Source organism: Tahibacter soli (genome assembly GCF_025717065.2).
Classification (GTDB): Bacteria; Pseudomonadota; Gammaproteobacteria; order Xanthomonadales; family Rhodanobacteraceae; genus Tahibacter; species Tahibacter soli.
The window spans coordinates 402923-419008 of record NZ_JAOVZO020000001.1 but is presented as its reverse complement, the minus strand read 5'-3'; the positions used below and the strand labels follow the sequence as shown (position 1 = coordinate 419008).

General features: G+C 70.2%; 8 protein-coding genes. 2 read left to right on the top strand and 6 right to left on the bottom strand.

Annotation, left to right across the window (positions count from 1 at the left end; genetic code table 11):
- Window positions 1-180 precede the first annotated feature (180 nt).
- From prmC to OD750_RS01745, 3 genes are all read right to left on the bottom strand, one after another.
- On the bottom strand, window positions 181-1011 hold the full coding sequence (prmC, locus tag OD750_RS01755; RefSeq protein ID WP_263543713.1) for a peptide chain release factor N(5)-glutamine methyltransferase: 831 nt from the start codon (window positions 1009-1011) through the stop codon (window positions 181-183).
- On the bottom strand, window positions 1008-5177 hold the full coding sequence (locus tag OD750_RS01750; RefSeq protein WP_263543714.1) for a hypothetical protein: 4170 nt from the start codon (window positions 5175-5177) through the stop codon (window positions 1008-1010). The genes prmC and OD750_RS01750 overlap by 4 nt, the downstream gene beginning before the upstream one ends.
- Before the next feature lie 65 nt (window positions 5178-5242).
- Window positions 5243-6514: an NTP/NDP exchange transporter gene (locus tag OD750_RS01745; protein WP_263543715.1), complete on the bottom strand. Its 1272-nt coding sequence runs from the start codon at window positions 6512-6514 to the stop codon at window positions 5243-5245.
- 125 nt (window positions 6515-6639) lie between these two features.
- Here OD750_RS01745 and OD750_RS01740 point away from each other — a divergent pair, with 125 nt between their 5' ends.
- Window positions 6640-7443 (top strand): MOSC domain-containing protein, encoded by an 804-nt coding sequence (locus tag OD750_RS01740; protein ID WP_263543716.1) that lies wholly within the window; start codon window positions 6640-6642, stop codon window positions 7441-7443.
- A gap of 80 nt (window positions 7444-7523) precedes the next feature.
- Window positions 7524-9101 (top strand): GMC family oxidoreductase, encoded by a 1578-nt coding sequence (locus OD750_RS01735; RefSeq protein ID WP_263543717.1) that lies wholly within the window; start codon window positions 7524-7526, stop codon window positions 9099-9101.
- A gap of 256 nt (window positions 9102-9357) precedes the next feature.
- Here OD750_RS01735 and OD750_RS01730 read toward each other — a convergent pair whose 3' ends face one another.
- From OD750_RS01730 to OD750_RS01720, 3 genes are all read right to left on the bottom strand, one after another.
- On the bottom strand, window positions 9358-12255 hold the full coding sequence (locus tag OD750_RS01730) for a TonB-dependent receptor domain-containing protein (protein ID WP_263543718.1): 2898 nt from the start codon (window positions 12253-12255) through the stop codon (window positions 9358-9360).
- 135 nt (window positions 12256-12390) lie between these two features.
- Complete coding sequence (locus OD750_RS01725) at window positions 12391-13383, bottom strand: helix-turn-helix domain-containing protein (protein ID WP_263543719.1); 993 nt, start codon at window positions 13381-13383, stop codon at window positions 12391-12393.
- A gap of 434 nt (window positions 13384-13817) precedes the next feature.
- Entirely contained in the window at window positions 13818-15959 is a 2142-nt protein-coding gene (locus OD750_RS01720; RefSeq protein ID WP_263543720.1) for a winged helix-turn-helix domain-containing protein, read from the bottom strand.
- Window positions 15960-16086: the final 127 nt, after the last annotated feature.

Genomic DNA, 16086 nt, shown 5'->3' with positions numbered 1-16086 from the left:
CACCCGCGCCTGCCTCCCGGCTGTCGCTGTGCACTGGAGCCTTGTTGCCGCTCCGGGCGGGTAGCCACACCAGCCATGTGGCGTGAGGCGTATGTTCCGCATTCCGCACGCGGACGTCCGTTAACGGCCCGCCGGTCGACGGGCGATCTGCCGCACGCCGCAACTGCCAACTCCATCACACTATGTGCGTCTGCCGCCGGTGACACGGTCGCGATCTTCGAGGTCGCGCCACGTCTGAACGTCGACGAATGCCCGCTCGATCAATATCTTGCGTACCGCCTCGCCCTGCATCCAGCCGTGCTCGAGCAGGAGCCACCCGCCGGGCCGCAGATGTTCCGGCGATTGCGTCGCGATCGCGCGGATCGCATCGAGACCGTCGTCGCCCGACGCCAGCGCCGCGATCGGCTCGTAGCGCAGGTCGCCCTGCTCCAGGTGCGCATCGGTCCGCTCGATATACGGCGGGTTCGACGCGATCACGTCGCAACGCAGGTCGCCCAGTGCGCCGCACCAGTCGCCGAGCGCAAAATCCACATTGCTGATCTTCAATTCTTTTGCATTTTCCCGCGCGACCGACAGCGCGGCGGCGCTGATGTCGGTCGCGACGACGCGCGCGCGCGGCCGTTCGCGCGCGAGCGCGAGCGCGACCGCGCCGGTGCCGGTGCCGAGATCGGCGACGGCGCACGATGCGTCCGGCGCGATGCGCGCGAGCGCGAGTTCGACGAGCAGTTCGGTTTCCGGGCGCGGGATCAGCGTATCGGGCGTCACCTTGAGCGTCATCGACCAGAACTCGCGCGTGCCGGTCAGGTGCGCGACCGGCACGCCGAGCGCGCGGCGCGACACGAGCGCGTCGAGCGCCAGGGCGTGCGCCGGATCGAGCGCGTCGTCGCCGTGCGCGAACAGCCACGCGCGCGAACGCCCGAGCACGTGCAGCAGCAGCACTTCGGCATCGAGCCGCGCGCCCTCCCCGGGAAGGCGCGCGGCGGCATCGCGCAGCGCGGCGCGAATGCTCATGCGTCGGGCCGTCGCTCGGGCTTGTATTCCGGTGCGGCGGGCAGCGGATCGATCGACACCTTCGCGACCTTCGGCGGCGAACGCCAGTAGCCGCCGGCACTCCACGCCGCGAACGCCCAGCGCAGCCAGCCGACGAGCGCATTCGCGAGCCACAGCGCCCAGGCGAGCATCGCCACGCGATGCAGCCACAGCGGCAGCGTGACCGCGACGCCCTGCGGCAGGTTGCCGTCGGCCTGATCGGCGAACCACTGCAGATAGCGCGCGCTCGAACCGTTGCCGACGACGCTCATGTCCGGATCGCCGAGCAGGCCGTGCCAGACCGCGTGTACGACGGCGAGCAGCATCGGCAGCGTGACGAGGGCAAGGCAGATCTGCGCGAGATTGAACAACCCCGTGTCCCGCACCTGGCCGCGTTCGCGCCAGTCGAATGCGAACAACCATGCCGCGACGAGGCCGAGCGCGAACCACGAGCCGGTCGAAAAGCCGAAACCGAGCAGCAGCCAGTGCCAGAGTTTGAGCGGCGTGCGCCGCGTGCGCGCAAGGCCCCACGCGAGCGCGATCATCACGACGAGCTCGCCCCAATACAGCACGGCCGGCCCGACCGCGGGCCCCGACACGAAAAGCACCCAGCGGTCTTCCGGCAACGACAGCGACGTGCGCAGATTGGCCGCCGGCGCGCCGAGCGCGAACGCCGGCGTGCGCGCGACGATGCCGATCGGCTGCGGCTGCCGCAACGAAACGACGAACGTCTGCGCGCCCGGCGTCACCGGCAGGCTCAGGCGATCCTCGCGCGGCCGCACGTTCAGCGGCTGGCCGTTCTTCTGCACCGCGAGCACTTCGGCGCCGGCCGGCAGCGCGATCGCGTGCTCACCGCCCTGCGTGCTGCGCAGCGTGAACGTCAATTGCGTGTCGAGCGCGCGCAGGCCGGCGCTGCTCGCCGCCGTCACGCCGTCGATCGCGATGCTGCGGCCGGCAACCGCCTCGGGCCGCGCCAGCGCGATGGTCAGCGTTTCGCCGGGCAGCGGGCGAAACTCGTGCGTCCACTCGGCGCCGCTCTCGGCCGACTGCACTTCGGGCACGCCGGCGAACTGCGCGTGCCACGTCGGATTCTGTACCACTTTCCACACTTCCGCGCGATCGGCGAGCGCCGGCGCGGTCAACGCGACGCTCGCCGACGGGTCGAGCCGGCTCGACCAGCTCAGTTGCGCCTGATCGCCGCCGAACGACAGCAGCACCTTGCCGTCCTGCTGGCGCACGCCGGAGCTGAGCAGCTGCTCGCCGGGCAGGAGCGGCACCGCGACCGAGAAGCCGCCGGTGCGCGGCGCGATGCGCGTCGCCTGCGATTCGACGCGCCATTCGAGATCGAACACGAGCCGGCGTTCGACCTGCACGTAGGGCGGAAACTGCTGCGCCGCGCCGCGCGGCGACGCCTGCGCGTCGTCGCCGCGGCGCTCGCGCGCGAGCGACAGCGTGTCGCCGAGCAGCCGGTTTTCGTTGACGCCGGTCGCCTGCCAGCCGTCGAGCGACACGTCGACGAAGGCGGGCTTGAGCGGGAATTTCAGCGCGAGGTGGTCGGTGTCGCCGGTGCGGAATTCGAGTTCGACGCGATGCACGCCGCGCGCGAGCGCCAGCCACAGCACGTCGTCGTGACGCACGACGTGCTCCTGCACCGCACCGTCGACGCGCACGCTCGCCAGATCGAGCGCGGCGTCTTCGCCCGGCAGCGGCACGGCCACGCGCTCGCCCGCGTTGATGTCGAGCGCCACGCGCACCGCGCCGGCGTCGGCGCGCACGATCGCGCGCGCCGCGTTCGCGCAGCCCGGCGCGCAGGCCGGCGCTTCGACGATGCGTTCGCGCAGCTGTTCGAGCAATTCGTCGGACGGATAACCGGCCTGCGCGCGCACGCCGCCCGCGGCGAGCAATGTCGCGAAGCCGAACACCGCGAGCGCGGTCGCACCGCGCGGTGCCGTCGGTGGCGCCGCGACGCCGGCGAACGCGCGCCGTGCGACCGCGACGATCGTCAAGACGAGCAGCGCGAGCATGACCAGGCGCAACGCGCGCACGAGCCACGGCGGCGCCAGCAGCAGGCGCACGCTCTGTTCGGCGAGCACGGGGCCGCTCCAGCTCAACGACGCGGTCGTGCCGAAGCGCCAGCCCGGCTCGCCGCGGCCGGCCTGGATCACGGTGTTCTGCGCGTAGCGCTGGCGCGCGGCGCGATGGCGGTACAGGCCGCTGTAGCCCGCCTGTTCGGGCGGCGCACCGGCGATCTTCTTCGCCACGCGGCTGCCGGCAACGACGACCGATTCGAGCGACGAGCTGTCCTGTGCGTTCGTCTCTGCCACGGGCGCGGGCGGCGGCGGCGGCGCGGCCGGCGCCGGTGCGGCCTGCATCTCCATTTGCATGGCCCCGCCGGCGAAACCGTCGACGATGCCGAAGTCGTCGGCCGCATTTTCCAATTGCGGATAAAGCACATAACGTACTTGCGTCGCGATGAACGGCAGCGCGACGAGCACGAGCAGCACGCAGGCGCCGCGCGCGGCCCAGCGCGCGACGTCGGCGAGGCGTCCGGCCGGCAGCGCGCGCGCGAGCAGCAGCAGCGCGAGCGCCGCGAGCAGCGCCCACAACGGCGAGGCGGCCTCGTGGTACGCGAGCACGAGATAGCCCGCGGCGAACGCGCCGCCGAGCCAGCCGAAGGCGCGCGCGGCGGCGAGGCCGATCACCGCGACGAGAAACACGTCGAGCAGCGTCCAGCGCCAGATCCAGCTGCCGTCGGCGCGATCGGCGCCGGGCGCGGCGATCAGGCGCCAGCTGTACGGCAGGTGCAGCGACAGCTGTACCTGGTCGAAGCTGTGCTTCCAGCCGGCGATCGGCAGTTCGCCGCCGGCCTGGGCGATGCGCACGCCGGCGGAAAGATTCACATTGGGATTGCGCAGCTCGACACCGGTGCGGCCTTCGCCGGCGCCCTTCGTGACGAGCAGGCCTTCGCCGTCGGCCTCGGCGCGTTCGAGCGTGAACGGCGGCGCGAGATCGAGCCGCCAGTCGCGCTGCATGCGGCCGCTGATCTGGTCCTTCGCGTTCAAGCCCGCGCCGGAAAAATCGAGCCACGCCTCGCGCACGAGCGTCAATCGATTCGCATCGTCGGCCGACAGGCCGCGCGCGCGTTCTTCGATCGTCAGCGCGGCGCCGTCGCCGAGCGCGAACGCCGGCAGCGCGCGCCAGTCGCCCGGCACGCCGGCCTGCGCCGGATCGATCGGCGTATCACCGGCAACGCTCGTGACGCGCAGGCCCGGATTCGCCTGGAAACTCCAGATTTCCTGCTCGGGCCACGGCTCGGATGCGAGCTTCGCGGCGAGCCTGGTCAACGGTTCGGTGAGCCGCGCATCGAGCGTGAGCACCCACGTGCCGGGCTGCACCTGCACGTGCAGGCGGCCTTCGGCGTCGATGCGCGCCGGCAGGTCGCCGGCGAGCTGCGTCGGAACGACTCCGGCCGGCAGTACCGGCGCGAACGTCTCCTCGCGTGCCTGGCCGGACACGGAGATTTCCAGGTGCGTGGAGAGCTGCGCCGGAATCGCATCGGTCAGCTTGCGGAACACTTTGATGCCGATCTCGTCGGCCTCGGGTTCCTCGGTTTCGCCGCGGCCGAGCGTCAGCTCGTCGCCGTCGCGCTGCAGCGGCGTCACCGCCTTGCCGTCGACGCGCAGGTCGACGAGGCCCACGACCGCCGCCAGCCGCAGCTGCTGCGGGCGCTGCGCCCACGGAATGCGCGCCTTGATCTGGTACGTGCCGGGCGCGAGTCGCAGCGCGGGCTGATCGTCGTGCATGAGCACCGGCGCGCCCTGCCCGTTGACCGTCACCTCCTGCGGCCAATATTCGGCGTCCCCGGGCAGCGGCACCCACGACGTCGCCTCGACGCGCCATGTCTGCGCGATCGCGGCGCCCGTCGCGCCGGCGTCGATCGTCACGCGGCCGGGCCACGCGCACAGATAGTCGTCGGCGGATTCGGCACCCTGCGTGGCGATCAGCGGGCAGGCACGGTAGTCGAGGTCCTTGAGCACCCAGCCGCGCCAGTCGCGCAGCGGCGGCGGAATCGGATCGGGCGGCGCGGGCGACTGCGCGCAGAGGACGGACGCGAACAGCAACGCAACGAGGCCGAGCACAGTGCGCATGGAACACTCCCTATTCGACAAGCCGCTGCAACGACGCCGGCAAGTGTACGGGGTTCCGCGCCGGCCTACGCGGCGGCTTTTTCGTCGGGCTTGCCGGTCAGTTCGTCGGACTGCGCGACGCGCCAGCCCTGCCAGGCGGACGTCAGCGCGGCGGCGACGGTGAGCAGCGCGAACCCCGGCAACGTGACGCCGACCGCGCGCAACAGGTTGAAGCCCGACGTCACCACGAGATCGCCGAAGCGCCACACGGCCGTGTCGATGAAATTTTTCGCCTTGTAGCGCGTTTCGGCGTCGACCATCGTGTACAGACTGTCGGCGCCGGGCTTGAACACGCCGTACGCGCTCGCGCGCGTGATCACGGCCACGACGACGATCCAGCCGGCGCCGAACACGATCAGGCCCACGAGCATGACGGCCTTGATCAGGCCGTCGACGATGATCGCCGCGGACGGCCCGAAGCGCATCAGCAGCTCGCGCGTCAGCGTCACCTGCAGCGCGATCTGCAGCACGTTCGCGTAGAGATCGACGTTCGACGCGAACGCGATGCGTTCCTCGCGCGTCGTGAACGTCGCGTTGCTGTAGTCGCTGAGCATCGCGTAGATGACCGTGCCGACCGCGTCGCCGAGCAGCAGCAGGAGCGCCACGCGGCGCAGGAACGGCGAGCGCAGCGTCTGCACGACGCCGCCGATCATGCTGCCGCCGATGATGCGCGCGTCGCGATCGGGCTCGGACGCGACCGGGTTGCGCCGCGCCCACGCCGACAGCGAAAAGATGCAGGCGATGCACAGGCCCAGCAGCGACGCCGACAGCACCAGCAGGCCGCTGACCCCGACCTCGTACACGAGCCCCTTCGTCACGAGCGGCCCGGCGATCGCGCCGAGCGCGCCGCCGACGGCGATGACGGGAAACAGCCGGCGGGCCTGCTGCGGATCGAAGATGTCGGCGATGAAACTCCAGAACACCGCGACGACGAACAGGTTGAACACGCTGACCCAGACGAAGAAGATCGTGCCGAGCAGCTTCGCGCCGATCTGGTCCTGCATCTCGAACAGCGGAATGAAGCCGAGCAGGCACGCGAGAAAGAACAGATACACGGCCGGCACGAACTGCCGGCGCGGAAAACGCGATGCGAGCGCGCCGAACAGCGGCGTCAGCGACAACGTGACGACGAACGTCACGAGATAGAACATCGGCAGCGCCGTCGAGCCGACGGCGGCCGACAGCTGGTCGCGCACCGGCCTCACCATGTAGTACGCCGCGAGCACGAGAAAAAAATAGCTGAACGACACCACGAGCGCGGGCCATTCGTGTCGTTCGACCGCGATCCGTTTCGGCATGCGCTGGTTTTATCGGGAGACGGGCCGGCGCAAGACTAACGCAATCCCGCGACCGGCGTGTGGCCCGCAAAATGGATTGCGCAATGGCTCCGGCTTTCGTCGCGCGCAGCCGGCATAATCGCGCGATGAACGCGACTCTCTCCGCACTGCACGTGTACCCCGTCAAGTCGTGCGCCGCCCTCGCGCCGCGCGAAGCGCAGGTCGAAACGCGCGGCCTCGCGCACGACCGGCGCTGGATGATCGTCGACGCGAACGGCAAGTTCGTCACCGGCCGCGAGTTCTCGCGCATGCCGCTGATCCGCGTCGCGCCCGACGCGCACGGCCTCGTCTTCGACGCGCCCGGCATGCAGCCGCTCGCCGTCGCGACGCCTTCGCCCGATCGCGCGCGCCGCACCGTCGAGGTGTGGGGCGCGACGGTCGGCGCGCTGGCCGCGGATGCGGCGGCCCGTGCGTGGCTGAGTCGGTTCCTCGGCCAGCCGGCCGATCTCGTGTACATGGACGCCGCCGCGCGGCGCGCGGTCGACGAGAGCTACGCCGAACCCGGCGACGAGGTGAGCTTCGCCGATGGCTTTCCCGTGCTGCTGATTTCGCAAGCGGCGCTCGATCAGTTGAACGGCAAGCTCGCGCAGCCGATCCCGATGCTGCGGTTTCGCCCGAACCTCGTCGTCGACGGCGTCGCGCCGCACGCCGAGGACGGCTGGACGCGCATCCGCGTCGGCGAGGTCGAGTTCGACGTCGTCAAGCCGTGCACGCGCTGCGTGTTCACGACGGTCGACCCCGAACGCGGCGAACGCGATCCGGCCGGCGAGCCGCTGCGCACGCTGATCACGTACCGCCGCACGCCCAAGGGCGTGACGTTCGGGCAAAACCTGATTCCGCGCGGGGCGGGCACGATCCGACTCGGCGACACGGTCGCGGTACTCGCCTGAGCCGCAATGGTGCACTGCGATGGAGCATCTGCTCTAGCCGCGCCTCCTAGCCTCGACGGGTCTTGTTGACGGCAAACGGAATGACTTACGACTACATCATCGTCGGCGCCGGCTCCGCCGGCTGCGTGCTGGCGAACCGGTTGAGCGCGAATCCGCGCACGCGCGTGCTGCTGCTCGAAGCCGGCGGTCGCGACTGGCACCCGTTCATCCACATGCCGGCCGGCCTCGCCAAGCTCGTCAACAACCGCCGCGTGAACTGGGACTACAACACCGAACCCGAACCGCAGCTCGACGGGCGGCGCCTGTGGTGGCCGCGCGGCAAGGTGCTCGGCGGTTCGAGTTCGATCAACGCGATGTGCTACATCCGCGGCGACGCGCGCGACTACGACGAATGGGCCGCGCTCGCCGGCGACGACGGCTGGGCCTGGCGCAACGTGCTGCCGGTGTTCCGCGCGAGCGAAGCCAATACGCGCGGCGCCGACGCGTGGCACGGCGCCGACGGACCGCTCGGCGTATCCGATCTGCGCCATCACAACCCGCTTTCGGACGTCGCGCTCGCGGCCGCCGCGGCGACGGGATATCCGCGCAACGACGACTTCAACGCGCAGGCGCAGGAAGGCTTCGGCTACTACCAGGTCACGCAGCGCAACGGCGCGCGCTGCTCGGCCGCCGCGGCGTATCTGGCGCCCGCGCGCGGTCGCGCCAACCTCACGATCCGCACGCATGCGCGCACCGAGCGCGTGCTCGTGTCCGGCGGTCGCGCGAGCGGCGTCGACTACCGCCACTACGGCCGTCTGACGCGCGCCGAAGGCCGCGAAGTGATCCTGTGCGGCGGCTCGATCAATTCGCCGCAGCTGCTGATGCTCTCGGGCGTCGGCCCGGCCGATCACCTGCGCGCGCACGGCATTCGCGTCGAGGCCGACGTCGCCGGCGTCGGCGCGAACCTGCAGGATCACCTCGACATCTGCACGCTCGTGCGCTGCACGCAGCCGGTCACGTACGACCGCACGAACGACGTCGCGATCGCGTTGAAATTCCTGCTCAAGCGTCAAGGCATCGGCACGTCGAACATCGCCGAAGTCGGCGGCTTCGTGCGCAGCCGCCACGCGCCGGACGAGCGCTGCGACGTGCAGTTCCATTTCGTGCCGGCCCTCCTCGACGATCATGGCCGTCACCGCCTGCCCGGCAACGGCTACACGCTGCACGCGTGCGCGCTGCGTCCGAAAAGCCGCGGACGCATCGGCCTGCGTTCGGCCGACCCGGCCGCACCGGCCGCGATCCACGCGAACTATCTCTCCGACGCCGACGGCTGGGACCTGAAAATGATGATCGAAGCGGCGAAGCTGTCGCGCGAGATCTTCGCGCAGGCCGCGTTCGCGCCGTATCGCGGACCGGAAATCTACCCGGGCGACGCCGTGCGCAGCGACGCCGACATCGAAGCGTTCGTGCGGCGCAAGGCCGAATCGATCTACCACCCGATCGGCACGTGCCGCATGGGCGCCGACGCCGATGCGGTCGTCGACAACCAGCTGCGCGTGCGCGGCGTCGACGGGCTGCGCGTGGTCGACGCGTCGGTGATGCCGTGCCTGCCGGGAGGCAATACGAACGCGCCGACGATCATGATCGCGGAGCGTGCGGCGGCTTTGATCGCCGGTTGAGAATACCTCCATCGCGCAACGAAGACCTGAGCGTCGCCCCCTCACCCAAACCCTCTCCCCCAAGCAAGCTTGAGGGAGAGGGCTTATGCGACGCGGAGCCTGCATCCTCGGCTCCTTCTCCCCCAACCGCGTTGGGGGAGAAGGCTGGGATGAGGGGGGCGACGCGCAGGACTGCTTCGAGTCGAGGTTGTCGATGCGACTTGGCAAAACGCCGCGCGGATCGCTCCGCGCGGCGTCGTTCACATCGCCACTTCGCTCAGAACTTCACACTGAACCGCGCCCAGTAGTAGCGCCCGACCGTGTCGAACGTCACCGGATCGGTATTGCCGTTCGTCACGTTGTTCTGGAACAGGATCGGCGGCTGTTTGTCGAACGCGTTGTCGACGCCCAGCTCCACGCGCGCGTTGATCGGTTCGATCGCGTAGCCGAACTGGAAGTTGTGGTACGTCGACGCGCCGTATTTCACGACGACGTTCGGGAACGTGCCGTCCGCGCTGTCGCCGTCCGGACGCAGGCTGCCGAGCTGGAAGCCGTGCACGTAGCGCGTCGTCCAGCTCGCGTCGAAGTTGCCCAGATCCCAGCCGATCGTGCCGAGGCCGCGCCAGCGCGCGTAGTTGCCGAGCTGGCGGTTGAAGTGGCCCGCGGCGTGGATCACGCCGGTCGGATTGCCGGCCTGGTCGCGGATCAGCTGGTCGAACTTCGCCACGTACGTCGTGTCGATCGAGAAGCGGAAATTGCCGATCGGCGTTTCCGGCAGGCGGTACTTGATGCCGAAGTCGAGACCCTTGGCATCGAGCCGGCCGAGGTTGAGCGTCGGCTGGTCGATGTAGAACACCTGGCCGTCGGCCGAGAAACGGTGGATGAATTCGCACAGGTTGCCGGCGTTGTAGCACTGCGTCGCGACCGTGTTGACGTCGAGCGCGCTGATGTTGTCGTTGAGCGCGAAGCGCCACACGTCCATGCTCAGCGACGCGCCTTCGAGCCAGCTCGGGTCGTACACGAGACCCCACGTGAACGCCTTGCCCGCTTCCGGCTTCAGGTTCGGATTGCCGGAAACGAGGCCGGTCGTCTGGCCGTTCGGCGGCCCTTCGAACGAACCGTCGCGCGGCACGTTCGCGCACGCGCGGTCGATGTTCGCGTTGACGCCGACCGGCGTGGTGAGGCCGATGCACGGATCGCGGAACGTCGGCGAGTTCGACGCCGGCGCCGAGAACAGGTTGCTGACCGTCGGCGCGCGGAACACCTCGGCGATCGTCGCGCGGAACAACAGGTCGTCGATCGGGCGCCACTCCAGGCCGATCTTCGAGTTCGTCGTGTTGCCGAACGTCGAATACTTCGAATAGCGCGAACCGAGCGTGACGTTCAGCGTCTTGGCGAACGCGACGTCGCGAAGTACCGGAATGAACATTTCGCCGTACGCTTCCTTGACGTTGAACCCGCCGTTGATCGGCGACGTGCAGGCGTCCTGCGCGAGGAAGCAGTTGGTGAAGTCCGGCCCCTGCGCGATGACGAGGAAGTCCGGCACGAAGTTCTGGTATTCCTTGCGATACGTGCCGCCGACGGCGAGGCTGACCACGCCGGCCGGCAGTTCGAACAGCTCGCCGTTCGCGTTGACGTCGATTTCGCGCTGGATCACGGTCGTGCGGTTCGTATACGGCGCCGACAGCGCGGCGAAGCCGGCCGGCGTCGTTTCCGGGTTGAACGGATTGATCGGAATGCAGGCGGCGATCGGCGCGTCGGGCGTGCCGCACGTCGGGTTTCCGTTCGCGTCGCGGAACGACGGACCGAGCGCGGCCGACAGGCCCGGCTGGTACAGATAGCCGGTGAAGCGCTGCACGAGCGAGGTGCGGCCGAACGTGAAGTTCGCGTCCCACTGCCAGCTGGTGTCCCCGATGCCGCCGCGCAGGCCCATGTTCGTCTGCACCGTGTCGGTGCCGGCGGACGCGGCGCGGTTGCCGAGCGCTTCCAGGCGCAGGAAGAACGAATTGCCGGAATCGTTCGGACCGCTGCGGCCGAAATCGACGCCGAACGGGTTGTACATGTTCTGCGCCGAGATGATGACGTTGTCGCTGCGCGCGTCGAACGGCAGCGGCGCGATCGCGAACGACGAACTCGTGCGGTTGTAGAACGCCTCGACGTACGCCTCGACGCTGTCGGACAGCCGATAGTTGCCGACGACGAACAGGCTGCCGCGCTCCTGCGGCGTCAGTTCGCGGTTGCCGACGGCCTGGAAGTTGTACGAATCGACCGCGCCGTCGTAGCAGCGGTAGTCGTCGAGCGACGTACCCGCGGCGCCCGGAACGCGCGTGACGGAACCCGCGCCGTCGTCGCAGCCGCCGTAGCGCGCGAGGATGTCGTCGGGCAGGAACACGCGGCCGCGCGGCGTACGGCTCGAGCCCGCCGCCGACGCGACGCCGGACGAGAGATAAATGGCATCTTTGGAGAAGTCGCGGTCCCTCGCGAGCACTTCGTCCTGCTTGTGGTAGTTGAGGCCGATCATCACGCTGCCCTTGTCGCTGGCGTGACCGAACGTCGCCGAGAAACCTTGCCGCTGGCCGTCGTCCTTGTCGGCGATGCCGTAGTCGACCGCGACTTCGGCGCCCTGATAGTCCTTGCGCAGGATGAAGTTGACGACGCCGCCGATCGCGTCGGAACCGTACACGGCGGATGCGCCGTCCTTGAGCACTTCCACGCGCTCGATGAGATTCACCGGGATCGCGTTGACGTCCGGCGCCGGGCCGGTCAGGCGACGGCCGTTGACGAGCACCAGCGTGCGCTGCGGGCCCAGGCCGCGCAGGTCGATCGTCGATGCGCCGGTACCGCCGCCGTTGTTCACCGCCGGGTTCGTCGCGGTCGCACCGCCGGCCACGGCCGGCGTCGACTGCAACAGGTCGCCGATCGTGAGCTTGCCGGTCTTTTCGATCTGCGACTTGTCGAGCACGAACACCGGGCTCGCGGTTTCCAGATCGACGCGGCGAATGCGCGAACCGGTCACGACGATCGTTTCGAGCTTGTCGGTGTTCGCAGAGCCCGCGTCCTGCGCGAACGCCGGCAGAGCCGCGCCGCCGGCCAGCGCCGCCAGGGCCGCGCCGGCGCCGGCGAACGATCCGCCGAGAGCGGTGCGCACCGCGCGCGGTAGCGATGAATTGAGCATGATGTTCTCCTGATGATTCGAATTCGGCAGCAGCGTGTGGCGCTGCCGCCGCAACGGCACCGGGCCCGTGTTCCGCGCGACCGGCGAAAGGCGTTGCAGACGGAGCGCATCCGTGTGCAACGCGTGCCGTCAACGTTAAAAATCCGTGGCGAGCGCGAGTTGGCCGGAATTGGCGGGGCGCGTTGCCATACTTGCGCGCACCGGCAATTCGCGCGGATCGCAACGCCGTGCGCGCACCGCGCCCGCCCGTCCGTATTCGCGCCGCAGCTGCGCGGCGCTGACGCCGAAGCGCTGCTTGAACAGCCGTGAAAACGCGCAGCGATTTTCAAACCCGATCGCGAGCGCGATCTCGCTGATCGCGAGCGGGCTCGAGCGCAGCAGCCGGCGCGCGCGATCCAGGCGCTGCTCGACGAGGTACGCGTGCGGGGTTTCGCCGTACACGGCATGGAACGCGCGAATGAAATGCCACGGCGAATAGCTCGCCATGCGCGCAAGCTCGGGCACGTCGAGCTCTTGCTGGCACGACAGCGCCATGTGGTTGCGCACGCGCTGCAGGCGCAGGAACACGCCCTGCCGCTGCGCGAGCGTGCGGCCCGGACAGCGTTCGACCATCGCGTCGAAACCGGCCTGCAGGTCGAGCACGCCGCCGACGAGATCGTCGCAGGCGTGTTGCGTTTCCTGCTCGGACGCGCGCGCCAGGCACGCGCGGGCGAGGCGCACGCCGAGCCGGCGCAGGTGCGGCGGCGCCTTGTGCCATGCCGGCACGAGCGAGGTCTCCGGCGCGATCGCGCCGCTCGCGCGTGCCAGCACGCGGCGCCAGCCGGCGCGCTGCGCGACGAGTCCGAGCCACAGCGACGCGCCGCGACCGCCGATCTGCGTGCGCAGTTCCGGTTCGGACAGAAATACCTGTCCCGGTTCGAGCGTGAAGTTCGCCTCACCGCTGGCGACCTTCAGGCGTCCGCGCAGCGGCAGCCACAGGCCGCCGCCGTCGCCGGCGCTCGCGACGGTCGCGCCGCGACCGCCGCCGACCACGACGAGCAGCCCGTCGCCGTAGCGCTGCCGGAACGCGTCGCCGCTTCCGATGTCGATGCGTGCGCCGTAGCGCAGATTCTCGCTGATGATCTTCATGTCGCCCTCCCTTCGTGCGTTGCGCCGAGCATCGAAGCTCGGGCGAGAGCGAGTCCCGAAGCGGTGCGAAAGCGAAGCGAACGGACGCTTAAGGGGAGGCGAAATTTCGACGGGAATTTGCGAAAACACGCCCGCGGCGATACCGCGACTGCTGTTTCGCACGATCGGCAACATGCGCGGCACTGAAGAAATCGACGCCGAAATCGCAACGGCGCCGCTGAAGCTGCGCGAGCGATGTGCCGGGTGCGGCGCGCGATGTTGCCCGGGTTGCGCGCAGCGGCGACGCTGCGTGCGCGCACGCGTGCAGCGAACGCGGTGCGACGGCGGTGCGACGGCGATGCGAAAACGCGCGCGGCGGGCGCAAACGCAAGCGGCCCGCGCGCGTTGAAAGTCCGCGTCGGGCGATGTCGCGGGTGACGTGCGGCGCGCGGGCGTTATTTGCCGATGATGCGCAGGAGACCGATGTCGGTGTCGTCGCGCACGATGCCGGTCACGAGCACGCGATGCGCGTCGGCGCCGATCGAGAAGTGGCTCGCGTCGATCGGCTCGTCGCTGCGCCACGCCTGCTGCGTCTCGCCGGTGCCGTCGCCCGCGAGCGCACGACGCTTGAGCGCGACGTGGCGGTCGGCGTCGGCGTCGAGATACCACAGCGCGCCCGCGGCGATGCGCCACGCGTTGCCGCCGGCGATCGTCGCGACGACGGAGTCGTCGACGGTCTGCGCGCCGCCCGGCGCGAGGCGCAGTACGGTTTGGCCGTCCGGACGGCTGTAGTACACGTCGCCGGCGACCGCGTCGGCGCCGACCCACGACGCGTTGCGCGCGAGCACCGCCGGCAGCGAGGCGTCGCTCGCGAAACGCAGCAGCCGCGGCCCGTCCTCGTGCTGCACGATCGCGAGAAAGCCGCCGCTCGGCGCGTAGATGCCGTAGTGCACGTCGTACTGCGGCGGCGACACGGCGCGCTGCGTCTGGCTCGCAAGGTCGATCTCGACGAGCTGGCCGACGCCGTTGCGGCGCCGCGTCACCAGCACGTGCGTGCCGGCGCCGTTCCATTCCGGATAGTTGAGCTGCGCGTCGGCGTCGTGCGTGAGCGCCACCGCCTGTCGCTCGGCGCCGTCGTACAGCCACAGCTGCGGACGGCCGTTGCGATCGGAAATGAAGGCGACGCGCGTATCGTCGGGCGACAGCGCCGGCTGGCTGTCGCTGCCGGTCGACGCGGCGACGTCGCTCGGCGCGCCGGCGTCGCCGAGCACGATGCCGCGCAGCGTCGTGCGCAGGCGCGGCACTTCGTACACGGCCGTACGCCCCTGCCGCGCGAACGCCGGCGACTGCGCGAGGCCGACGCCGAGCGGTTCGACGTTGCCGCCGTCGGCGTCGACGCGATACAGCGCCGGCGCGCCGCCGTGGCTCGACGCGAACACGAGCGAGCGGCCGTCGGGCAGCCAGTCGAAACCGTGGATGTCGGCGCCCAGCCGCGTCACGCGGCGCACCGCGCCGCCGCGCGCGCCGACGACGTACAGGTCGAAGTACGGCGGCAGGCCGCGGCGAAACGCGATGCGGCGTCCGTCCGGCGCGTAGCGCGGATACGCATCGTGCTGGTTCGGATCGTGCGCATAATCGAACGGCACCGCTTCGCCCGCCGTGACCGAGCGATGCGCGAGCCGCGCGGTGTCGCCGCGGCGCGCGGTAGCGAGCACGAATTGCGTGCCGTCGGGCGACCAGTCGAAGTCGCCGGTCATGCCCGCGTCGCACGTGCCGCGGCGCCGTTCGGCGCCGCCCAGCGCGGGTACGGTGACGAACTCGCAGGCACTCGCCGACGCGCGCACGAAAGCCAGTTCCGAACCGTCGGCCGACCACACCGGCGACGATTCGTCGCCGCCGCCGTGCGTCGGCCGCAGCGTGCCGGCACCGGCAACGCTGCGCAGATGCACGCGCGGCCGGCCGCTGTCGATGTCGGCGGCAACGTACGCGACGCGCGTGCCGTCGGGCGACACGCGCGGCGCCGTTTCGGCGCCCGGATCGGTCGTCAGCGTCGGCGCCGCTTCGACGCGCGCGGCGTACACGGCGGCCACGCGCGCGTCGCCGCGCCGGTCGAGCATCACAAAGGTCGCCGCGACCATGGCGAGCGTGCAGACCACGGTGAAGACCGTGCGCCGCCGGTACGCCGCGTGCAGCTGCACCGCCGTGTCGGCGACGGGCTGATTCGCCGCTTCCGGCAGCGCGCGCCCGCAGTTCCAGTCGACGTCGGCCAGCAGCCGATAGCCCAGGCGCGGCACCGTTTCGATGAAGCGCGGATCGGTCGGATCGTCGCAGAACACGCGGCGCAATTCCTTCACCGCCTGCGTCAGCACGTCGTTGCCGCCGGCACCGCCCCACACGCGTTCGAGCAGTTCCTCGCGCGTGCGCGTGACGCCCGGTTCGCGCGCGAGTTCGAGCAGCACGCCCAGCGCCTTGGGCGTCAGTCGGGCATTGTCGTTCGTGCCGTCGCCGATCACGCGCAACGCACCGACGTCGACGCGTCGTCCGGCGACGGACAGCGATCGGTTGCGGGCGATATCGGCGAGGGCCTCTGGTCGCATCGGCTTTGAACGAAGTCCTTCGTAGTTGCGCCAGCATGCCACAGTTTTCGCAACGTGCGAAGCCTCTGCCGCTGTACGCGCAGCCGCGTTCGTACAGCCAAAAAAAAGCCACCGCGGTCTCGACACG